Source organism: uncultured Alloprevotella sp., from assembly GCF_963536905.1.
Lineage (GTDB): Bacteria > Bacteroidota > Bacteroidia > Bacteroidales > Bacteroidaceae > Alloprevotella.
This window is the reverse complement of the sequence record NZ_CAUTBW010000008.1, coordinates 1-24,198: the sequence shown is the minus strand read 5'-3', so window position 1 is coordinate 24,198 and position 24,198 is coordinate 1. Positions and strand designations below refer to the sequence as shown.

At 38.9% G+C, this 24,198-nt stretch carries 18 protein-coding genes; 10 read left to right on the top strand and 8 right to left on the bottom strand.

Going from position 1 to position 24,198, the window contains the following annotated elements; translation table 11 throughout:
• The first annotated feature begins 84 nt into the window (after positions 1-84).
• From ABLA33_RS02395 to dnaG, 8 genes are all read left to right on the top strand, one after another.
• On the top strand, positions 85-816 hold the full coding sequence (locus ABLA33_RS02395; RefSeq protein ID WP_347719097.1) for a 16S rRNA (uracil(1498)-N(3))-methyltransferase: 732 nt from the start codon (positions 85-87) through the stop codon (positions 814-816).
• Positions 813-2,189, top strand: coding sequence for a DUF4836 family protein (locus ABLA33_RS02390; RefSeq protein ID WP_347719096.1), 1,377 nt, complete (start codon positions 813-815; stop codon positions 2,187-2,189). Before ABLA33_RS02395 ends, ABLA33_RS02390 begins: the two co-directional genes overlap by 4 nt.
• 11 nt (positions 2,190-2,200) lie before the next feature.
• Positions 2,201-2,845, top strand: a complete 645-nt coding sequence (locus tag ABLA33_RS02385) for an ATP-binding cassette domain-containing protein (RefSeq protein ID WP_311490456.1) — start codon at positions 2,201-2,203, stop codon at positions 2,843-2,845.
• A gap of 3 nt (positions 2,846-2,848) precedes the next feature.
• The gene (locus ABLA33_RS02380) at positions 2,849-4,048 is read left to right on the top strand and encodes an ABC transporter permease (protein WP_347719095.1); all 1,200 of its coding nucleotides are present in this window, start codon (positions 2,849-2,851) and stop codon (positions 4,046-4,048) included.
• Positions 4,049-4,056: 8 nt separating this feature from the next.
• Positions 4,057-5,499, top strand: coding sequence for an RNase adapter RapZ (locus ABLA33_RS02375; protein WP_347719094.1), 1,443 nt, complete (start codon positions 4,057-4,059; stop codon positions 5,497-5,499).
• Between the two features lie 69 nt (positions 5,500-5,568).
• The gene (locus tag ABLA33_RS02370) at positions 5,569-7,983 is read left to right on the top strand and encodes a TonB-dependent receptor (protein WP_347719093.1); all 2,415 of its coding nucleotides are present in this window, start codon (positions 5,569-5,571) and stop codon (positions 7,981-7,983) included.
• Positions 7,984-8,743: 760 nt separating this feature from the next.
• Positions 8,744-10,018, top strand: a complete 1,275-nt coding sequence (locus ABLA33_RS02365) for a DUF3078 domain-containing protein (protein WP_347719092.1) — start codon at positions 8,744-8,746, stop codon at positions 10,016-10,018.
• A 97-nt stretch (positions 10,019-10,115) separates the two neighbouring features.
• Positions 10,116-12,053 (top strand): DNA primase, encoded by a 1,938-nt coding sequence (gene dnaG, locus ABLA33_RS02360; protein WP_347719091.1) that lies wholly within the window; start codon positions 10,116-10,118, stop codon positions 12,051-12,053.
• Positions 12,054-12,177: 124 nt separating this feature from the next.
• Here the strand turns inward: dnaG and ABLA33_RS02355 are convergent, their stop codons facing one another.
• Positions 12,178-13,386, bottom strand: a complete 1,209-nt coding sequence (locus ABLA33_RS02355) for a porin (protein WP_347719090.1) — start codon at positions 13,384-13,386, stop codon at positions 12,178-12,180.
• A gap of 298 nt (positions 13,387-13,684) precedes the next feature.
• Here ABLA33_RS02355 and ABLA33_RS02350 point away from each other — a divergent pair, with 298 nt between their 5' ends.
• Positions 13,685-14,683, top strand: a complete 999-nt coding sequence (locus ABLA33_RS02350; RefSeq protein WP_347719089.1) for a PCMD domain-containing protein — start codon at positions 13,685-13,687, stop codon at positions 14,681-14,683.
• A 400-nt stretch (positions 14,684-15,083) separates the two neighbouring features.
• Here the strand turns inward: ABLA33_RS02350 and ABLA33_RS02345 are convergent, their stop codons facing one another.
• From ABLA33_RS02345 to ABLA33_RS02315, 7 genes are all read right to left on the bottom strand, one after another.
• Positions 15,084-15,743, bottom strand: a complete 660-nt coding sequence (locus ABLA33_RS02345; RefSeq protein WP_347719088.1) for a DnaJ domain-containing protein — start codon at positions 15,741-15,743, stop codon at positions 15,084-15,086.
• Positions 15,744-15,857: 114 nt separating this feature from the next.
• Positions 15,858-16,331 carry a 23S rRNA (pseudouridine(1915)-N(3))-methyltransferase RlmH gene (gene rlmH / locus ABLA33_RS02340; protein WP_347719087.1) on the bottom strand — a complete coding sequence of 158 codons (474 nt, stop codon included), beginning with the start codon at positions 16,329-16,331 and terminating at the stop codon, positions 15,858-15,860.
• On the bottom strand, positions 16,328-16,876 hold the full coding sequence (locus ABLA33_RS02335; protein WP_347719086.1) for a 5-formyltetrahydrofolate cyclo-ligase: 549 nt from the start codon (positions 16,874-16,876) through the stop codon (positions 16,328-16,330). Before ABLA33_RS02335 ends, rlmH begins: the two co-directional genes overlap by 4 nt.
• A complete protein-coding gene (locus ABLA33_RS02330; protein WP_347719085.1) occupies positions 16,828-18,606 on the bottom strand; it encodes a S41 family peptidase in 1,779 nt (592 codons plus the stop codon). Before ABLA33_RS02330 ends, ABLA33_RS02335 begins: the two co-directional genes overlap by 49 nt.
• Positions 18,599-19,036: a dCMP deaminase family protein gene (locus tag ABLA33_RS02325; RefSeq protein WP_311490961.1), complete on the bottom strand. Its 438-nt coding sequence runs from the start codon at positions 19,034-19,036 to the stop codon at positions 18,599-18,601. The genes ABLA33_RS02330 and ABLA33_RS02325 overlap by 8 nt, the downstream gene beginning before the upstream one ends.
• A 42-nt stretch (positions 19,037-19,078) precedes the next feature.
• A complete protein-coding gene (locus tag ABLA33_RS02320) occupies positions 19,079-21,103 on the bottom strand; it encodes a M3 family metallopeptidase (RefSeq protein ID WP_347719084.1) in 2,025 nt (674 codons plus the stop codon).
• Entirely contained in the window at positions 21,100-22,320 is a 1,221-nt protein-coding gene (locus ABLA33_RS02315; protein ID WP_347719083.1) for a hypothetical protein, read from the bottom strand. The genes ABLA33_RS02320 and ABLA33_RS02315 overlap by 4 nt, the downstream gene beginning before the upstream one ends.
• Positions 22,321-22,730: 410 nt before the next feature.
• Between ABLA33_RS02315 and ABLA33_RS02310 the strand changes: the two genes are divergently transcribed.
• A complete protein-coding gene (locus ABLA33_RS02310) occupies positions 22,731-23,666 on the top strand; it encodes an IS982 family transposase (RefSeq protein ID WP_347719082.1) in 936 nt (311 codons plus the stop codon).
• The last annotated feature ends 532 nt before the right edge of the window (positions 23,667-24,198 follow it).

Here is a 24,198-nt window from a genome sequence, read left to right as displayed (position 1 = left end):
ACGGACAAAACAAAAACCTTGAATTTCCTTTGCAATCTCTAGGCTTTACCGTACTTTTGTGTTTGCAATAATGATAACATTTCAATGAAAGAAGTACACTTATTTTATGCTCCAGATATCGAACAGACACAAGAACTCCCTGCAGAGGAAGCTGTACATGCCATTCGAGTACTTCGACTAAAAGAAGGAGAAGAGCTACTCATCACTGACGGGAAAGGAACTTTCTACGATGCAGAGCTTTCGCTTGCTTCTCAAAAACATTGTAAAATCAAAATCAGTAATGCTCATCCTGAAAAAAAACTTTGGAAAGGAAGCATACATTTAGTTGTTGCTCCAACCAAGAGTATTGACCGCATAGAATGGCTGGTAGAAAAGGCAACAGAAATAGGCGTAGACAAAATTTCGTTTCTAAACTGCGACAATTCGGAGCGACATATTATCAAATCCGAACGCATTGAAAAGATTGTTATTGCTGCAATGAAACAGAGCCATAAAGCAACAAAGCCTGTGATTGAAGAAATGATGAATTTTGATAAGTTTATCAAAAAACCGTTCAAAGGACAACGTTTTATTGCTCACTGTTATCTTGAATCAGATATAAGAAAATCTACAGAAAAACCTTTCCTGGGCGAAATTGTTAATAGCGAGGAAGACACACAAGTCCTTGTCGGCCCAGAAGGCGACTTCAGTATTGATGAAGTAAGAAAGGCGATCAATGCAGGTTTCCAATCTATTTCGCTGGGAGAAAGTCGGTTACGAACAGAAACTGCCGCCCTTGTTGCCGTACACCTTATGTATTTAGCAAAAAGATTATGAAAAAGCCATCTAAAGAACTCTTCACGCACATTATCTTACCTTTTGTTGCGTTAGCTATCGTTGTTGTCGGAATCTACTACTGCTTCTTTGCTCCAAAATCCTATGAAGATTGTATTCCCGATGAGGCCAAAGCCGTTGTACAAATAGAAACTCAAAAAGCGCAAGAGATTGTATCTTCTCTTGCAAAGTATTGGGGAATCCAAGCAAGTGGGATAAACCTCACTAAGCCTTTGTATGCTTTTATCACACCTAATGAATACATTGGCTTTATTGCGCAAGTGACAAATGAGCAGGAGATTGCAGCAAACATTCAGCGCTTATTTAAGGAACACAAGTGCATGGCGCCAAGAAAAAATAATGACTTAAACTGGACTTGGCTCAACGAGGGCTGGCAAATGGCGTGGAATAGTCAGACCTTAATAATACTCGGTCCCGGAACTATCCAAGAGCAAGATATGCTCACACAGACTATTTCGAAACTCTTTGATTTTCGAAGCAGCGATAGTTTTATTCATACAGATAAGTACACTACAATGAATCAGCAGGAAGGAGACATCAAAATCTTCTCTACTCTTGATGCATTCCCCACTCCTTTCAACCTTCTATTCCGACTTGATGTACCTTCGGATGTAGATCCATCAGCCTTCAACCTTTTTGCTGGCGTACACTTAGGCAAGACTACACAAATGATTGGAGAGATAACTTGTGATGAAAAAGAAACACTAGCAGCTTATGAAGCTTTTGAGCGCCAGAATTTGCCTATTTCTCAAGTGCATCCTAGCTATATTTCAGAAAACAGCCTTTTCTTCCTCGCCTCTTGGACAAAAGGAAATCACCTATTTGAGCTTTTGCGACAAGATGCTACATTCAACCAAGTATTACAGGGACTAAATCGAACGATCGAAGCAAATTCTCTGTTGCAGAACATCAATGGCAATACATCCTTACTCATTACGCATCTTAGCAAAGACATGACACCGACCTTCTCTTTGCAAGCGGAAACCAACAATAAGAACTTGATGACTAATGCCGCCTCTTGGATTGAAAAGGCTAAGCAACAAAATGGTGTAACGCTCACAAAAACTGGAAATACCTATTGTTTAAAGTCAAAGGAAAAAGAACTTTTCTTTGGACAAAATAAAGATCTATTATTCTTCAAATCCAATCACTCAATTGATTCAGATAAAGGAAAAGACATAGCAAATGAAGCCATAGGCTGTCGGCAGTATTTTCGTGTCAATCTGAAGGAGCTATTGCAGCAGCCCTGCGTAACTGGAGCTACAAAAGACTTTTTTGCGACGCTCTTTAAGGGTCATACAACATTAACCTACAAAGCATTGGAAAAACGGAGAGTAACATTAGAGATAAAATAATATTCTCACAAATGAAGACTATAAAACTAAACAATGTCCTTCCTCATGTTTTTTCTCAACGTACAGACCTCAAAAGTGAAGTTTGGAAACATGAATTATCTTTTGAAAAAGGACAGCTCTATCTTGTAGAAGCGATGTCGGGCACAGGAAAATCGACACTTTGCTCTTATATCCTAGGTTATCGGCATGACTTTTCGGGACAGCTTACCTTTGACGGCAAAGACACTCGGCAGTTTAGCGTATCTAATTGGGTAGACCTTCGCAAAAAACATATCAGTCATTTATTCCAAGAATTACGGTTATTCTCCGAATTAACAGCCATGGAAAATGTACAGATAAAAAATAGGCTAACAAACTTTAAAAGCGAAAAACAGATCAAAGAATGGTTTGAAATACTTGATATTCCCGATAAAATAAATGAAAAAATTGGACGTATGAGTTTTGGACAGCAACAGCGAGTAGCTTTAATCAGAGCTCTTGTCCAGCCCTTTGATTTTCTCCTTGCAGACGAGCCTATCAGCCATCTTGATGATCATAACTCAACTATTATGGGAGAGATTATAATGAAGGAAGTACGCGAACAAGGGGCAGGAGCCATTATTACCAGTATAGGTAAACACATGCAACTAAATTACGATAAGACATTTAAATTGTAAGCTATGGATTTAGTATGGAAACTTCTTCGCCAGCATATTAGTCTTAGCCAGTTGGCAGGCTTCTTTTTTGCGAATCTTTTTGGAATGTGGATTGTGATGCTTGGTATTCAATTCTATAAAGATGTAATTCCTCTATTCAATCAAGATGATAGTTTTATTAATGCAAATTATCTTGTCCTATCTAAACATATCACAACAGTTGGGACACTTAGCGGACGTGGAAATTCTTTCAGCGAAAACGAAATAAGGGATATTGAAAAACAACCCTTTGCTAAACGTGCAGCTCCTTTTACTACCTCACAATATAAAGTAAGCGCAGCTATGAGCATGAATGGCACTGCTCCATTCCAAACTGATATGTTCTTTGAGGCTGTCCCCGATAATTTCGTAGATACTCCTAAAGAAGCATGGATTTATAAACCTGGAGATACAGAGGTACCAATTATCATGCCACGTACTTACATTGCATTATACAACTTTGGCTTTGCGCAGAGCCGTGGTTTACCCAAAGTGAGCGATGGACTTGTCGGACTTATCAATATGCAGATATATATCAACGCTAATGGGCAACACGCACAATTCAAAGGCAAGATTCTTGGTTTCTCTAACAGAATCAACACCATCCTTGTTCCTAAAGCGTTCATAGACTGGAGCAATGAAAAATTTGAACCAGGAAAGACGGAAGATCCTTCTCGCGTTATCGTGGAAGTTCACACTCCAACGGACGAAGGTATTGCTAAATACATGCAAAAAAAAGGTTACGATGTAGAAGATAATAAGTTAGATGCAGGCAAAGCTACTTATTTTTTAAAAGTCATTATTAGTCTTGTCATGCTCGTTGGACTGCTCGTGAGTATCTTGAGTTTCTATATTCTGATGCTTAGTATTTATTTACTTGTTCAGAAGAACAATACAAAAGTAGAAAACTTATTACTCATCGGCTATAGTCCGCAACAAGTTAGCAAGCCTTATCAGATGCTCACATTGGGCATGAATGCAGCAGTCCTCATCTTTGCTTTCATTTTACTCCTTGTATGCCGTAATTATTATATGGGAATGATAGAACTCATCTTCCCTCAAGTACATTCTCAAACATTACTCCCAGCCGTTCTCACAGGGCTCTCCATTTTCTGTTTAGTAAGTATTATCAACTCATTAGCCATTAGAAGAAAGATTCTAAAAATTTGGTATCGTAAAGATTAAACAACTATATGCAACAGCTCGTTCAACTCTATAAACAATACGCGGGGAAAACTCCTGTTTCATGTGAGCCATTAGCACAAGCTGGTAGTAACCGCAAATACTTTCGCTTAACAGCCGATGATGGAACAACCTGTATCGGAGTTATTGGTACATCGAAAAGAGAGAATCATAGTTTTTTATACCTCGCACGACATTTCAAGGAGAAAAATCTTCCAGTCCCCGAAGTCTATGCTGTCTCAGAAGACGAAAGCAGATACTTGCAAGAAGATTTGGGAAACACCTCCTTATTTTCAGCTTTACAGCAAGGACGAGAGGCCAATGGCAACTACAATCAAGAAGAAGTAGAACTAATTAAAAGAACTATCAAAATACTTCCTCACTTCCAAATCAGAGGGAATGAAGGCTTAGATTATACTCAACTCATTGCTCCTACTCACTTTGATGTAGAGACAATAATGTTTGACTTAAACTATTTCAAATACTGCTTTCTAAAAACCACAGACATCGATTTTGATGAAGTCTTATTACAACACGACTTAGAACAGTTTGCTAGAGACCTTTGCTGCGATTCTCCACATTTTTTCCTATATCGTGATTTCCAAGCGCGCAATGTGATGCTCAAAGAAGGTCAGCCTTACTTTATCGATTTTCAAGGAGGTAAGGCTGGTCCACTACAATATGATATTTCGTCTTTTCTTTGGCAAGCCTCGGCAAAATATGGAGCAGAACTTCGCAAAAATATCATTAAAACATATCTTGAAGAATTACAACACATTGCTCCTGAAATCGCCAAAGGCTACTCGGAACAACTCCCACAATTCATTCTTTTCCGCCAACTACAGGTGCTTGGAGCATATGGGCTGCGCGGACTTTTTGAACATAAGCAACATTTCCTACAAAGTATTCCTCTAGCTCTCAAGAATCTGCGCACGTTAATCGAGAATGGTACAGCAAAAAAATATAAGCACCTCAATAAAACCTTGTATCGCTTAACAGATTTACCAGTATATAGCAAACTTCATGAGGAGACAAAAGTTTCTCAAAGCAGACTTGTCGTAAGTGTGTGGAGCTTTAGCTATAAAAAAGGTCTACCAGTTGATGATAGTGGAAATGGTGGTGGCTATTATTTTGATTGTAGATCTACACACAATCCTGGTCGCTATGAACGTTACAAACAACTCACAGGATTGGATGCCCCCGTAATACAGTTCCTTGAAGAGGACGGAGAAATCCTAGCTTTTTTAGAACACGTATATGAACTGATCGACTTTCATGTAAATCGATATATTGAGCGTAATTTTACTCATCTTATGATCTGCTTCGGTTGCACGGGTGGACAACATCGTAGTGTCTACTCTGCACAGCACGTTGCAGAACATCTCCATAAGAGGTTCGGTGTTGAAGTACACCTCTGCCACAGAGAACAAGGAATCACGCAAATACTGAAATAACTAATCCTAAAATATAAAAATTTCAAGTAGAAAACAATATACACAAAGAAGAGAGCGTTTATTAGACATATGAGAAGATTCATAATTGCTTTATTCCTTTGCCTAATAGCTCTCCCCTCCTTTGCCCGTCGCACAAAAATTTTTGGTACAGTAAAGGACGAGAGTGGGAGTCCTGTTGAGATGGCCAATGTTAGAATTAAAGATTTACCAATTCTAACCATGACAGACTTAAAGGGATTCTACACAATATACTGTGAAAGTGCTGATTCCATAGAAGTTATATATTCACAAATAGGCTACGGAAGTCGCCGTCGTCTCTTGCGTAATCCAGGAGACTCTGTACGTCTGGATATCGTCCTTCACAATAGTGTGGATTACGAACTCGGAGGTGCAACCGTGTTAGGACAAAAACGTGAAGCTACTACCGAGCAGCGTATTTCGACAGAAGCTCTAAAGAATACTCCTTCAACAACAGGAAATGGTGTAGAGGAACTCATACAGTCGCAAGCAGGAGTTTCTACTCACAGCGAACTCTCTTCGCAATACAATGTGAGAGGCGGTTCTTTTGACGAGAATGTCGTTTATTTGAATGGCATAGAAATTTATCGTCCCCTACTCGTACGATCTGGACAACAGGAGGGATTATCGATTATTAATCCAGATATGGTGGAGCGCATAGCTTTTAGTAGCGGAGGTTTTGAAGCACGCTATGGTGATAAGATGTCATCTGTTCTTGACATCACCTACAAGCATCCCGAGAAGTTTGAAGCAAAAATCAATACTTCACTTTTAGGAGCTGGAGCATATTTTGGTTGGGGAAATAAACACATGGACTTCATGACTTCTGTTCGCTACAAAACCACTCGCCACCTTTTGGGATCTATGGACACGCAAGGTGAATATCAGCCAAACTTCTTAGATTATCAAGGTGCCTTTTCTTGGCGTCCCTCGCGAAAGTGGACTATTGATTTACTGGGAAATATCTCCGATAACAGTTACAATTTCTACCCCAAGAATCGTGAGACATCTTTTGGTACATTAAATGATCCTAAAACCTTTACTGTCTATTTTGATGGTAAAGAAAAGGACCGTTTCCGTACGTTCTTTGGTGCGGCCACCATTACGCGCCACCTCTCCCCCGAGGCATTCCTTGCACTTCAAATGTCTACTTTCTCAACCTTGGAACATGAGAACTACGATATTCAAGGAGAATACTGGTTACAAGAAGCAACTTCACAAGAACAGTTGGGAGTAGGAACATACATGGAACATGCTCGAAACCGACTTAAAGCAAATGTTTACAATGTTGGGCTTCGCTTCCGCACAAAGACAGCTAAGGCTGGCAACACATTGAATAGTCACACCTTACAAGTGGGGTTAAACTGGCTGAACGAACGTATTAAAGAAAATAGTCGCGAATGGGAAATGCGTGACTCTATGGGTTATAGCCTCCCCTACGACGAAAAGGCTCTGCGCCTCATCTACAGTCTGAAATCTGTAAACGAGATTCATACAAATAGATTTGAAGCTTTCGCGCAAGACTCTTGGCGATTCAACACAAAAGCCGGGCTTTTCAATTTCACTTATGGAGTGCGCTTCAACTATTGGGACTGGAACAAAGAGTCTCTCATATCGCCACGCGCAAGTATCGGCTTTCTCCCTGCTTCAAACGACCATTGGACCTTGCGCTTTGCCACGGGGCTCTACTATCAAGCACCTTTCTTCAAGGAACTTCGCGATACAACTCTGACAAACGGTATTGCTACAGTAAGAATGAATCGCAACATCAAAGCTCAACGATCCATCCATTTTGTGTTGGGAGCAGACTACGCGTTCAGAATGATGGATCGTCCTTTCCGATTTACGGCTGAAACTTACTATAAGGCGCTCACTAATCTCAATCCTTACAGCATCAATAATGTTCGTGTAGTCTACTATGGTCGCAATATCGCATCTGGATATGCAGCAGGATTAGATTTTAAACTTTTTGGAGAATTCGTTCCTGGAACTGATAGTTGGCTGACTTTTTCTCTCATGAAAACACAAGAGAAAGTAGACGGACAATGGCTGCCTCGGCCTACTGATCAACGCTACAATTTCTCAGCTTTCTTCACTGACTATTTCCCAGGAAGTACGCGTTGGCGTGCTACACTAAAGATGGCTTTTGCTGGGGGGCTTCCCTTTGGTCCTCCTCACACAGGTCGGAATTTTCAAACCTTCCGTTCACCTGCATATAAACGTGTAGACCTTGGACTCTCCTATCGTATGCCTCTCCGCTGGCAACGACAACAAGAAGCTGGAATAGAAACGGCACGACGGCATCTCTTCAAAAACATTTGGATAGGTATAGATTGTTTCAACCTCTTAGGTATCGACAACGTAAATTCTTACTATTGGGTAACAGATATTACCAACACACAATATGCCGTACCCAATTATCTCACGGGCAGACAAATTTCCGTGCGGTTCAGCATTGAATTCTAATTGAACACCTACCTCAAAATATGAGAACCAAACTTTTTATCCGTAATATCTACATCCCAGATATTGCGGATAAATTGTTTCTAAGAAAAAGAAAGCTCACTTTTAGAAAGAGCAAAAAAGACATGCAAGAACTTGTGTAAAACTTTAGATATTTCATACGAGAAGATAAAAGAATATTATAAATAAATTTCAAAATTTATTCTTCCATGAATCGTATCAAATTAAACTCAACCATCAAGGAATGAAAAGAGTATAGATGTAAAGTACCACTACAATAAGAAAATTTAGAGGTTCCAAAGGAGAACTAAAAAATACAATAAAGATATTTGGAAAGACTATATTCTAACTTATAACTGTACCTATTTTACGCAATCATCACACATATCTTGTCTTCTTTCTTCAGAAAAGAAGTGAGTTTTCAGTAAACAAAGCACTTTGCAGAAAATATTAATAACTCTTACGAGCAAAATTCACAAAACACTTCGCTAGATTGAGAAACATATATATCAACAAACAATATAAAACTAAAGCCTCAAAAATTCAAGAAAAAGAAATCTCCTATTTTTACACAATCTTCAGGTTGAGAGCTCTAGATTAGAAACACACAAAAGCCCCAGATGAAAAGGAAACAAGGGATTTCACTGTTCAATGATTCACTTTCCACAAAAGGAATAGAAAATAAGAATAGAAATATAACAAATTTGCCGCATTGCAAAAGTTATCACTAACTTTGCAAATAATGTATACAAGACTGATGAATATGAATAGACTTATACTCGGCGTCCTCCTTTTTGCTTGGTTCCCCTTTTATAGTGCAGCTCAAGCTCCAGTGCGCACGGAGAAGCAAAAAATTGAACGTATTGGCAAAATCTATTCTGATTCTCTACAACAGCTGAAAACGCTCTACAACGACTGGAAATATGAAGAGGCTGATACATTGTCAAATCCCTACTATTTCCGCTTATTTGCCAGCCCAACTTTCTATGAGAAAGCTGTCAAAGAACTCTTTTCTCTATCTACGCCAGAGGATGATTATCGAGCCATACTGGAAAGTAAGGCTTTAATCTCTGTGTATGCTCAAAGGCCATGGCTTATTCAGAATCTAAACGATACTATAAGAAGCTCAACTCCAAGTTCCTATGAGCAAATTATAAAGCCCAATGTACAACTGTCCAAACAGGTAGAGGAAAAAACAAACGAAGAATTTAATCTTCAGAATTTAGACATCGTAGTACATCGTCCCTCCTTTTGGACTTTTCGTGCAAATGTTTCATTCCAGTTGATGCAGAACTACGTCTCCGACAATTGGTATAAAGGCGGAGAAAGTAATCATTCGTTCTTAACGACGTTGAACGTACAAGCCAATTTCGATAATAAACAGAAAATCACATTCAACAATTATCTAGAAATGAAGTTTGGGCTTCAGAGTTCAAATTCTGATACTGAACATCGATATAAGACCAATACTGACCTTCTCCGCCTCACCAACGAATTGGGTATTAAAGCGTCAAAACATTGGTATTATTCAGCCATGCTTCAAAGTTGGACGCAATTCTATCGCAGCTATAAGAAAAACGAAAAAAGAGTGCGTTCCGACTTTATGTCACCTTTTGAAGGTCTATTCACGTTGGGTATGAAATATTCTCTTCATACAAAAAATAATCGCTTTAACGTGAACGCCAATCTATCTCCTTTTGCTTGTGACTTCAAGTATGTAAGTCGAATGGGACTAGCCCCTTCCTTTGGGGTAAAGCCAAATCATCACACACGCTTTGATTATGGTTCGAACATAACGATAACGGCAAAATGGACTCCTTGGAAAAATGTCACCTGGGATAGTCGTCTCTTCTACTACACTAATTATAAGTACGCGCAAATAGAATGGGAGAACACTATATATCTAAGAATCAACCGATTCCTTTCCACCAAGCTTTTTCTCTATCCACGCTTCGATGACAACGTTCGGAGAAAAGATAGTGGAAGTTATTTCCAATTTAATGAATTCCTTTCTGTCGGTATAGACTATTCTTTCTAACGTTAGTTCCACGATCTCTTTTGCATAGAGGAACTACACAGCAGAGAATCAGTATTTTATATTTCTCCTCCAACTCCAGCCACACAGGACATTTATCATGATTGATCAAAGCACGATACAAAAAGTTCTAGACGCAACAGATATTGTTGATGTTGTTAAAGAATTTGTAACACTCCATAAAGCTGGAGTTAACTACAAAGGCCTTTGCCCCTTCCATAACGAGAAAACGCCTTCATTCGTTGTTTCTCCTGCAAAACAAATCTGTAAATGTTATGGCTGTGGCAAAGGTGGAAATGCTCTCCATTTTTTGATGGAAATGGAACAACTCACCTATCCCGAAGCTATCAAATGGTTAGGAAAGAAATACGGTATAGAGATCCGCGAAAAAGAGATGACCGAAAAGGACCGTCAAGCACAGACCGAGCGAGAAAGTCTTTTTATCATCAATGAGTGGGCACGCAACTATTTTGAAAATAATCTACATGAATCGGCCGATGGTCTTGCAATCGGATTGGCTTATTTCCGCCAACGCGGTCTTCGTGATGATATCATCCGAAAGTTCCATTTAGGGTATTCACTTGTGGACAAAGACTCCCTTTACCAAGCGGCTATCTCTAAAGGTTTTAATTCTGAATTACTCATCAAGACGGGACTTTGCTTCAAAACAGATGATGGAAAAGTCTTGGACAGGTATCATGGACGTGTCATTTATCCTGTCCACAGCATTTCGGGAAAAGTTGTTGCCTTCGGTGGACGTATTCTCACACAGAACAAGAATGTAGGGAAATACGTAAACTCACCTGAATCGGAGATCTATAGTAAATCTCACGAACTTTATGGACTTTATGAAGCTAAAAGAGCTATTGTCCAAGAAAACAGTTGTTTTCTTGTAGAGGGCTATATGGATGTTATCTCTATGCACCAAAGCGGTGTAGAGAACGTAGTTGCATCTAGTGGTACTTCACTCACAGAAGGACAAATCCGTTTGCTCCATCGCTTCACAAATAACATCACTGTACTCTATGATGGAGACAATGCAGGTATTCATGCAAGTTTGCGAGGCATTGATATGCTCCTTTCTGAGGGATTGAACATAAAAGTACTTTTGCTTCCAGAAGGAGAGGATCCTGATAGCTTCGCACAAAAATATGGTGCATCCAAATTTCAGGGATACATAAAAGAAAACCAAGTAGACTTTATCCGCTTTAAGACAGATCTTCTGATGAAAGATGTTGGAAACGATCCAATAAAGCGCGCAAACTTTATTTCTGAAATTATCCACAGTATCAGTCTGATTCCTGAAGGTATTATTCGCCAGATGTATTCGCGAGAATGCGCGCAAATGATACACGTTAGCGAAGAGATGATTCTGTCTGAAGTAGCCAAAATGCGCAGAGAAACAACAACCCAGGTTCAAGAAAAAGATGAACGTCAACGCGAGCGGGAACTTCAAGAACAGGAGAAACAGCGCAAAGAAGATCTACAAATACAATCGCGCAATAAAGTGGCTCAAATGGAACGTCTGCTCATCAGGGATATTATCCGACATGGTGAACAACCTCTTTTTGAATCTGAAGGTGTTCAGTATAGCGTGACAAGCTATATCTGTGAAGATTTGAAGAATGATAGTTTGAAAATGCAAAATCAACTTTATCAGCACATCCTTTCAGAAGCCGAACTTCATGTTTCTGAAAAAAATTGGCATTCGCTCCCTTTTTTTCTTAACAATCCTGAAGAATCCATAAGTATGCTTGCAGCAGAACTCTCAACAGACAAGAATGAACTCTGCACCAATAATCGCATACAATATGGGGAAGATACTGACCATCTAGCCGATCGTATCCCACAACTTCTCAATGACTATAAAATGGCTCTTATAGAGGCAGAACTCGAAACTGCACATAAAGAATTGGCAGAAATATACAAGAGTGGCGATCTCCCAAAGGTGTTGGAATATATGAAAAAGATTAAAGAACTTGATGAGCTTCATAAAGCCATAGGAGAAGCCACACAACGCATTATCACACTAAAATAAAATCAACAGTAATAAAACCAAAGGAACAAATAAATCTCTTATTGTTTCTACTGAAAGTACTGATAAAAGAACAGAGCAGCCATACTTCCACAGAAGTAAAAGGTTGCTCTGTCTTATTACATCTCTAGAAACGAGCGTAAACTTGTAGCTCGGCCGTATTATAATACTTATCTCGAATGGTTCGATTATTTGTCAGATAATAGTTGAGCTGGAGCATAAAATTCTTTGCTAATCGCCAATTAGCTGCAAGGCCATAATTAGCAACTAGATTATTCCATTGCTTTGCTTCCCTATAGCAATCCCAACGACAGTAAAGTTTAAGATTCTTCGTAACGGGGGCACCAACAGTAGCATACCACGAATCGGCACGTTCAGAAGCCAGGCGATTAGTTACTACACCACCAACAGAATGGCCGTATTCGCCACGCACAACCCAGTCATGTTCATAGTCTATACCCGCAGACCATCGTACTCGCTTCACTCTTTTCAGACTAAGAGGATCAGTTGCCTTATAATTCTCGTTGGTATATTTACCACTCCAACCAAACCAACCAATACGCAGATTCTTGCAAGGATTTACCCAAAGGCCTCCGATGATATCTTTGAAATTATCCTTATCAGAATGGTTTATTCCTTGCCCATTAAAGAGTCCCACTTGATAATGAAACCAATGACGACCATCTTTTGCTGCCAACAAATCACCTTGTATCTGCAAACCTACATCACGGCCACCTGACTTATGTGCGCCATTACGATCGATAGAGATTCCAGCCAATTTATTAGACAACTGTGAGAATACTCCCCACCCTATCTCCCAAGGGCTCATTGGATTCTCAAATGTAAAGCCGCGCTTGAACTGGCCCAGTTTTACTCGGAGCTCCTTCCAATGCTGCCACTCAACGAAAGCATCGAGTACACGCGGACCATTATCCTGTTTAGGCTGTCCACTTGCTTCCAACTGTATGCGATAGAAGAAATCCTTAAAAGCATAACCGTTCATATAGAGACGAATGAGACGCAAGTCAAAACCAGTGTGCGTCTTGTCGGATTGATCCGTCACTGTGGCTTTGCCTACAACATAACCTCCAAACTTAAAACTGGGATCGAATGCTGCCATAAACTTTGATTTGTTCTCAGAAGCAGAAGCTTTAGCACCCAATTTGAGCGTTTCTTTTACTTCGCTGAGACTATGTCCCTCCGCACTAGAATGCAACATACTATCTGCGAAAACAGATATGGGCATATTGGATACAGGGATATCTGTTCCGGCAGCATTCGCTACAGAAGCGAATAGTGCCATACCACAAAAGGTGGGCAAGAGTAGTTTACTCATGATTTTCATATTTGGTTCACATTACGCTTACAAAATTAAGAATGTTTTTGAAGACATAAACAAACTTTCATCTTTTTATAATGCAAATTTTATCAAATCTCATTCAGTGCTACAATCTAACAACAATGGGGCTAAAAGATTTCTGCATGAATTGCCTCAGACTGCTGCGTACAAGAAAAAACAAAGTAGAGCTTGCAATATACACATGATTCACTCATTTGAAAGGTTTTAGGATACGATTACTTTGCTCTCCCATGCTTTTCCCGTAACTTTGCAGAACATTATATATATATTAGATATGACTATCAGAAATTCACTCGCAACCTTGGCTCTTCTCACAGGGATAACAGCTCAAGCTCTGCCTCTACGCACAGAATTCTTACCTAAAAATGAACTAATACAGGACAGCAAAAACAATGTACAGTACATCAATTTCGGAAACTTTGACCAATGGATCACTCGCAATATTGAAGAAAGTAGCATTATTGGAGGGCAAACAAGACAGGTTTATGCCATTGGTCCTACATCTGTGATTAATGGCCGCACACCATACTTAGGCACAGGTGGCTCTCCTTGGGCAACTTCAAACGTTATGGCACATGTCAGCGGTATCTACAAGACTAATGTAAGCGTATTTAAGCAAGTACGTCCAGGACATGGTTATTGTGCAAAACTTTATACTCATCTCGAACAAGTAAAGGTTCTCGGCATCGTAAACATTAAAGTCTTGGCGGCAGGAAGTATTTACTTAGGACAAATGATGGAACCCATTACCAGTTCGTCTAATCCTATGAAATATTTGAACTGTGGCATTAGATACTCTCATAGACCTAAGGCTATCATGTTTGATTATGCCACTAAATTAATGCCGGGTGATCGCATTCGCCAAACGGGCTTCGGGGGAGCCAAGACTATTGCTGGTCGAGACCTGGCAGATTGTGTTGTTTATTTGCAGAAGCGTTGGGAAGATGCAAAAGGCAATGTCTATGCAAAACGTATTGGCACAATGGTTCACTACTTCACACAAACAACCAACTGGGTGAACAACCAAGAGTTTACTATCCATTATGGAAATATTACAACACAACCATTTTACAAAAGTTACATGGGGCTGAATTCTCAATTTTACATGAAGAACTCAAAAGGTAAGATGGTGCCTATCAAAGAAATTGAATGGGGAACAAGTGATGATACTCCTACACACCTTATTGTAAAATTTGACTCAAGTAATGGTGGAGCCTATACAGGTACAGTTGGCAACACTCTTTGGGTTGACAATGTGCGCTTAGTCTACTAGATTTTTAGTACAGCAATAATAAATGGGGAGGAAGGATTTCTTAAACCAAAATATAGTTTAAGAAGTTCTTCCTTTCCTTTTTGTTTTTTAAGCATAAGATACAAGAATCTTAGACCACACAAACGCCTAACTATCAAGCTCATAATCTATTCTAAAATATAATAAGGATATTTTAGAATAGAATAAAGATATCGGCTGGCACAATAAGAATATTCGTAAACACTATAAGGATATTTTTAGACACTATAAAGAGATTTTTCCTGTACCAACTAACATAAAAGTTTCCACGCATGCTCATTCACTTTCAAATAAAGCAAGAAAAAAGGATAAAAGATAAGGTGAAGTTTGGAAATCATAATGCTTAACAAACTCCACCTTTCTAAAAACATCATTAGAAAATCTATGCTCCTTCCTTCTGCATTTCACGTAGTAGTTCACGCTGTTTTTCAGTCAGACCTGTAGGTAGCTGAATGTTATAGGTAACAATCATATCACCAAAAGATCCATCTCCACGATCATATCCCTTACCACGCAACCTTACTTTCGAACCATTTTGTGTTTCAGGTTTTACTTTAAGTTTTAAACTAGAACCGTTAGCAGTACGCAAGATTATCGAGCCACCCAGTAAGGCTGTATATAAATCAATTGTAACTGTGACGTTCATTGTAGCTTCATGGCGCGGACGTCGGAAAGAGTTAGAACCTCCTCCAAACAAGTTTTCAAAGAATGACGAAAAGCCTCCTCCCCCAGAAAACTGACTAAAATCAAATCCTTCGAAGCCATCGCTGCCATTAGTACCTGCATGAAAACCGCCTGCTTGATTAAAAGTATCTGCATCTCTCCAGTGCTCACCATATTGATCGTACTTTCGACGCTTCTCTGGGTCATTTAGTACATCATAAGCCTCATTTAAGGCTTGAAATTTAGCTTTTGCCTTTGGATCGTCTGGATGTAAATCGGGATGAAACTGCTTTGCGCGTTTTTTAAAAGCCAAGCGAATATCCTTTTGAGGAGTATCGCGTGGAATCCCCATAATTTTGTAATAATCAATAAATGCCATTTTTATATTTTATTTTCCTCTAGCATACACAAAAAGAATGCCCAATTATGAAAAGTTTATCACTTCCAGACACTTTAAATATCTTATTTACAAGAAAACAGATAAAACGATTCATTAAGAATGATGATAAGGCTCACCATTAAGAATGGTCATCGCACGATAAAGCTGTTCGATAAAGAAAAGGCGTACCATTTGATGACTAAATGTCATCCGAGAAAGAGAAATTTTTTCTTGCGCCAAACCATAAATATCTTGACTAAAGCCATAAGGACCTCCTATAATAAAAACTAAGCGGCGCCCACCGCCATTGAGACGACGCTGAATATGATTGGCAAATTCAATAGAGGAAAACTCCTTTCCACCTTCGTCCAACAAGACAACATGATCTCCTGCTTTCAATAATTGCTGGAGTCCTATACCTTCTGCTATCTTTTGCTGCTCAAAACTCAAAGCTTTATTATTCTTCAAATCGGGTACAGTTTGCACTTCAAAGGGAAGATAATGAGTGATACGCTCAGTATAGTCAGCAGCAAGCGCAATAAGGTGTTTATCAATGGTTCTACCAACTTGTATAAATACGACTTTCATAAAGAAATACATTCATTAACTTGTTCATCGTGGGGCTCTACAGAAACCTTATCTAACATTTGAAAGGGGAAACAATAACCTATACGCCATGTCTTGTGAGAACACCTGTGTAAAAAGCAATCATAGTAGCCTCGTCCTCTCCCCAAGCGATGACAAGATAAATCAAAAGCCATTCCCGGCACAAGTATCAAATCGAGCTCCGAATAGTCTGCAAGCAACTCACCCATCGGTTCTAAAATATGAAATGCTCCTTCTACTAAAGATTCTACTCCAAGATATCTGCGCATTTCCATGTACTCTTCATCAATAACTGCAGGGAGCCAAACTTTTTTATCATCATTAAGTGCATGAGCTAATATCGCAGTAGTATCTGGCTCATCAGGCAAAGAAGCAAATAAAGCCACATTTCTTGCGGTCTGATAATGAGAATTCTCAAAAAGACTTTGTGCGAGCTGTTCACTATAAAATGCAAGCTGAGTAGCATCAAAGGACTTTTTTAGACGACGTATAAGATCCCGTTGTGCATCTTTTTCGGTTCGTACCATTGAGCTAAAGGAAAAAAAGAAGTAGTACGCAAGAAACAGGACACAAGTGCCACATTACGATCAGTTCTCATATGAAAGAAAGTACGATTCATAGAGAATTGGACATAAGCCGTTGCTGGAACAGGAAAAGCTTTTCCTTCGTGAATAAGTTTCACTGCTGTTTGAACAGCCGCATCGCTACGATTTGTATACATAATGGCAGCTTCATCATCAATAGCATCTGCTAGGATATTCGATATGAGGTAACGTTCAAACAATGTTCGCGATTGTATCAACATACGCGGGCGACGTCGTACCCCATTTTTCTCGGCATAGGTAGCAAAGTCCTCCACTAATGAACTTCTCTTCAAGAAAGTTATCATATTATCAAGCCCTGAAATACTACTGAGTTGCTCACGTCTATTATCCGTAAATACATAGGCAAACTGATACATCAGACCGTTAAGATAGGCCTCACGAAAATAACTTGTCATATTGAGCGTATCGGCAGGGATGAAAACATCAGGAATAATACCACCACCACCATAGACAAAGCGACCGTGTACCGTCTTATATTTCTGTCCACTAGTCTTAATACTATCTGGATTATAATATTCTCCATGCTTCTCGCGCAACAATAAGTCAGCCTCATAATCTTCCTCATCTCCAAGCTTATACGGTTTTTGCACACAACGTCCAGAAGGCGTGTAATAACGAGCTTTAGTGAGGCGTAGCATACTGCCATCTTGGAATTCTATAGGCACTTGTACTAATCCTTTTCCGAAGGTACGGCGACCAACAATCATTGCACGATCATTATCCTGCAAAGCACCACTTAGGATTTCACTTGCAGAAGCACTGGTCTCATCGACAAGTACCACCAATGGCAGATTCTGATAACTACCGCGGCCATCACTTCTAAAATCTTCACGAGGACTCTTGCGTCCTTGTGTGTAAACAATAAGACGATTCTTTGGTAAGAATTCATTGGCAATCTGTACTGCAGGCTGCATATATCCGCCAAGATTTCCTCGCAAATCAAGTATTAAACCTCGGAAACCTTGAGTATTGAGTTGTGCTAAAGCAGAAAGAAACTCTGAATATGTATTATCGCCAAAACTATTGATACGAATGTAGCCAACACTTTCACTAACCTTATAAGCAGCTGTTATACTTTTCACAGGAACATCACCACGCGTCACAACATAGCTAAGCATTTGCTTTTGCCCTGGGCGAAGAACACCTAAGCGAACCTGAGAACCTTTTTGCCCTTTTAGTCTATTTCGAGTCGCATCTGCCGTAATAGTATCGCCTACATAGGCTTTACCATCAATATTTACTATACGATCACCAGCTCTAAGCCCAACGCCTTCTGAAGGTCCTCCCTTGACTACCTTTATAACACGAACTGTATCTTTATAGACCGTGAATTGTACTCCAATTCCTGAAAAACTACCCTTAAGGTCTTGCATACTAGCTTCCACATCTTTTGCACTGATATATGTAGAGTGTGGATCAAGTTGCTTGAGTATTTCAGGCATAGATTTCTCTACCAAATCTGGAATACTAACCGAGTCTACATATTCATCATCAATAAGATGAAACAAATCATTTATCTTATTTGTAGAGGTATTTATAATGCTCAATTTTCGACCAGAGAAATGTGAAGCAAAAAAACTACCAATAAGTATTCCTACTATAACGCCCACTGAAACAAGCAGCGGGACAAAACGTGTCTGATTCTTAGTCATTGCTTTCTAAAAACAAATGTTTTACAACAATACCTGCCCTTTTTAAAAGTTCTACCCCGTCATGCAAGCGATAATCGCGCGCATAAATGACACGGCATATACCTGATTGAATGATAAGTTTAGCACATTCGATACAAGGTTCATCTGTTACATACATTGTAGCTCCATCTGAATTATTACCAGATCGAGCAATTTTTGTGAGAGCATTTGCTTCTGCATGAAGAACATAGGATTTAGTTACATTATTCTCATCTTCACATACATTCTCAAAACCTGAGGGCGTACCATTATAACCATCGCTAATTATCATCTTATCTTTAACAATAAGAGCACCTACCTGGCGACGCTTACAATAAGAATTTTCCGCCCAAATACGCGCCATGCGTAAATAGCGTTTATCTAAGTCAGTTTGTTTTTCTTCTGCAGTCATTTATAACTGATAATTATATTGTTACCCGTATTAAACAAAATTTCACTTTAAGATACCATCGCGTTGCATTAACGCATTAATTGTTGGCTTGCGACCCCTAAATCGAAGATACAATTGCATGGGAGGTTCTGTTCCACCCTTCGACAAAATATTATCACGGAAACTTTGGGCTGTTGTAGAATCAAAGATTCCATTCTCTTTGAAAAGAGAAAATGCATCAGCATCCAAGACTTCAGCCCACTTATAACTGTAATATCCCGCAGCATATCCTCCCGACATGATATGCCCAAATTGTACACTCATACAAGCTTCTGGAATTATTGGCAGCAACTGAACGCACTCCCAAGTCTTTCGTTCAAAATCCCGAATATCTGCATCGAAAGAATCCCGCATTGTATAGTAAGCCATATCTAAGAGCCCAAAACTTACCTGTCGAATACAAGCATAAGCAGCCTGAAACGTACGACTTTTCTGTAGCTTTTCTATATAACAATCAGGAATTGTCTCACCTGTAATATAATGTTGGGCAAAGGTTTGAAGAAATTCTTTTTCAGTGCTATAGTTCTCCATAAACTGAGAAGGCAATTCTACAAAATCTAAATAAACATTTGTACCGCTCAAAGACTGATAACAAGTCTGAGCAAAGATGCCATGGAGCGAATGACCAAATTCGTGAAGAAAAGTCTCTACTTCCCCGAGTGTCAAGAGAGCTGGTTTATCGGCCGTAGGTTTACTAAAATTCATCACAATACTTACATGAGGATGCGTATCAGCACACTGCTCTTTATAAGATGTCATCCATGCACCACTTTGCTTACCTGATCGAGGAAAGAAATCGATATAAAGAACTGCCAGGAAACTACCATCTTTATCAAAGACCTCATAGGCATCCACATCTGGATGATAAACGGGAATCTCTGCGTTCTTCTTAAATGAAATTCCATATAGACGGCTGGCTAAATCAAAAACGCCACGTTTGACAGCAGACAATTCAAAATAAGGGCGTAGCACTTCTGGATCAAGTTCGTATTGTTCTACATAGAGCTTATGGCTATAATAGCTGAAATCCCAAGGCTGAAAATCTTCAATTCCATCTACTTTTGCACGCGCTTCAACAATTTTCACTTCTTGCTTTGCCGGCTCCAAATATGCATCTATAAGCTTATTTAGTAAGTCATATACATTCTCTGTAGTTTCTGCCATACGACGCTTTAGAGCATAAGCAGCATAAGTAGGAAAACCTAACAACTGTGCAATTTGGCGGCGTAGATTCACAATTTGGCGAACCACATCAAAATTGTTATTTTTATCTTGCAGAGTACACTGACTATTATAGGCCAAATACAACTGACGGCGAAGTTCACGATTGTCCGCATATTTCATAAATGGTCCATAACTTGGAAACTTCAAAGTGAAGAGCCATCCTGTTTTACCTTTTTCTTTTGCTGCTTCGGCGGCTTGTACCAGCTGACTTTCAGGCAGGCCGCTTAGCTTTTCTTCGCTATCAACAAACAATTCGTAGGCATTTGTTGCTTTGAGATGATTTTGAGAAAAAGTGATTGTTAGCTGTGAAAGTTCAGATGTAAGAATGCGCAACTTTGCTTTATCTGCATCATTCAAATTTGCACCATTTCGCTCAAAGCCTTCGTATGTTTTTTCCAGCAACATGCGCTGCTCTGATGTTAAACTGTCCGGCGCATTATTATAAACGGCTTTGACGCGGCTAAAGAGTTCTACGTTCAAGTTTATATTATTTATGTGCTCTGACAACAGTGGAGCCATACGCTGCGTGAGTTGATCCAATTCTTCGTTGGTCTCAGCACTAGCAAGATTGAACATTACAGTCATTGCATCAGCAAGCAAATGGCCTGTCTTATCCATTGCCTCTATCGTATTTTCAAAAGTTGGGAGCTCAGGGTTCTCTACAATAACTTTTATCTCTTCGTTTTCTTGACGCATTCCTTCAAAAATCGCCTCTTCAATATCCTTCAACGTAATGCGATTGAAAGGAAAAGTTTCATGAGGAGTGCCATATAAAGTATAAAATGGATTCATTCTTTTCTTCATTTATGATTGAGCAACCGTTGTATTTCTTCAAATTTATCACCTTGATTCAACGACATATATAGGCGATACAACAATGGCCCCCAAAGGTGTAGTCGGTTTGGTGCTTGCTCACGGTACAATTCCAAATATGGCCGAGCCATAAGATAATAATTACGACGTTTTTTCAGTGCCTCCTTATACGCATGACTTGTGATTGTAGTTGGAAAATCCACTTGCGCAGCCAAATTACAATAAGCTGCACCTATGTAATAATTAGCATCAATGATAGTAGAATCTTGCAAAAGGATTTGTTGAGAATATTCAATAGCTTCACGATTCTTTCCTAGGTTCATCAAAGCTAAACCCTTCGCAGCCAAAAAATAAACATTTTTCGGATTCACATTCTGCAACAAAGAATCGGAAAGGTTCAGTGAGGATTCATAATCACCATGCCCGGTGTAATAATCGGACAACTCCGTAAAGAAAAAAGCATCATTTGGGAAAGCCTTTAATCCTTCGCGTACATATTGAAGATATACGGCCGAATCTCCGATAGCTGCATAAGCTTCAGCTGCTGTCTTCAGAATACTGGCTCTCATCTTACTTGTGTCTTGCAATGCTATTGGCGTATAGTCTATAGCCTTTCTATATTCATTCCGTAGATAGGCCGCACGCACAAGAACTGCTGCCGTCTGCACATATTCATAAGTTTTCAGTATAGATTTATCACTTCCCCATAAAGCAGTATTTGGAATATCCACAGCCATTTTTAGTAGATTGACTGCTTCTCTGTAATTTTTTTTACTATAAAAGTAACGGCCTCCCACGGATAGATTACGATAATAATGATGAAGAAGTTCTCCATGAGATTTTTGGAACATGATACGCCCCTTCCCCTTCGCTAATAAACGATGCTCGACAGAATCGCACTTGAGTGCATAATCATAGATACCATAAACCGTACGAAAAAATTGCACAGTATCATAGGGTTGCTTAAGATAAGCCTTTTCATTAAGGGCTTCATTCAAGTTTATATTAGCTTGCATACCATAATCATACAATTTTGGATAAGTGCAAGCCACAGAATCTTTCTCCAACTTACGCACCTGATTAAGCAACTCAGAAGCGTTCTTCTGTTTTAGCAATAATTTCAAGTCTTTCAGTACTTTCTGTGCCGACAAAGACGAAAAGCATAGCATCAGGAACAGAGAAATAGAGATAAAAATCCGATAAAACATTGACTCAATAAGCTTTTTGTTCTTTTGTTAGTATGCAAATTTAAAACAATCTATGCGAAGCACAAAACCCACTGATATAATAAGTCGTTTCAACTATGAGACATGGAGACAGACATAAGTTCAAAATGAGGAAATATTTACTGACAATCATACACTAATGTACCAGTGCATCCAAGATGTATAATTAAGAAATTCCCCCTATTTACGATATTCTTCACTATATATTTCCACAAAAAGAGATAATTTTCTAAAAAAGTCTTTCAAAAAAAATCCTTCAAAGTTATTAACCCCAATTCGGGATAAGCAGTTCTTCTTTTTCCTCAAAAAAGTTTCAATAAAAGCCTAAAAAGAGGATTGTTTTTTGTATATTTACTGTTGATTTTCAATCATATAACAAAATAACAATCCTCATGAAACTTGTCAGCAAAGTTACGGAAATCTATTGTATTGCAGATGATTTCTGCAAAGAATATCATTCAGAATTGAACAAAACCTCTCTTTCTCTCTCAAATCCCTCTACCGATAGTCCAAAACATCGCAAGAGAAAAGGGAGAATGAGTGATGCTGAAATGATCACAATTCTTATTTTGTTTCACAGCAATACATTTCGGAATTTCAAACATTTCTATCTCTTTTATGTTTGCCGAGAACTAAAAAAAGAGTTTCCCGATCTGCTCTCTTATACACGCTTTGTTGAGCGTATACCTCGTGTTGCAATACCCTTATTGCTCTTTCTCAAACTGGGATTAATGGGAGAATGTACAGGGATAACCTTTATCGATTCCACACGTATTCCAGTGTGTGAAAATAAGAGACAATCCCGTAATCGCGTATTCAAAGGGTACGCTCAAAAAGGAAAAAGTACTATGGGATGGTACTATGGATTCAAACTTCATCTTTTGTGTAATGAACGAGGTGAACTACTCAATTTTGCTCTAACCCGAGCCAATGTAGACGACCGTAGCCCAAAAATATTCAACGATTTAACGAAGGATTTATTTGGGAAATTATATGCTGATAAAGGTTATATTTCTCAATCACTTTTTGCTTCACTCTTTGATAGAGGTGTGCACATCGTAACAGGAATACGGACTAATATGAAGAACAGATTAATGGATGTGCATGATAAAATCATGCTTCGCAAGAGAAGTATCATAGAGACTATCAATGATATGTTGAAGAACGTTGCACAGATAGTTCACACACGCCATAGAAGTATCTCTAATTTCATCGTTAACCTTTTAGCTGGCATTGCTGCGTATGCTTTCTACGACACCAAACCTTCCATCAATATGGAGTTTGAGAGGGAAGAAAAGCAGGATGTAAAACAGCTCACGTTATTCTAACCTATAATTTGCGTGAAACAATTATACTTCGGTTTTAGATCAAGGCCGAAAGGATGAGTGTGCGGTTTAAGAAACTCATGAAAGAGCGTTTCTTAAACCGAATTGGAGTTAATAGTTTTGCTCTTCATAGCACTAATGGATTTTGTACAAAAAGGTTAGTGAATTTTTATACATGGATTGTTGAATGAGTAAACGCGATTATGCAGAAAATAAATAAACAACTATTTTCTATTTGTGAAAGTTGCTATTTGAAGTTGCTTTTTTGAATGAATAATCCTTTAATTAGCTCACAAAAAAATAAAACATACTTAATAAAATAATTTTTTTATTGGATATGTTTGCAAACTTCGTCCCGAACCTGTAATTTTGCAGCGTTTTTCATGGTATTAGATTTAAGGTTAGTGAAGATTGTTTGTCGTGAGACAAGCAATTTTTAAAAAAAGACTCCGCAACCAGCTGGTTGCGGAGTTCTTTCATTTATATTGCTGTCCGGTAAACTTCCAAACGGCACAAGAAAGCTTCCCGAAGCCCT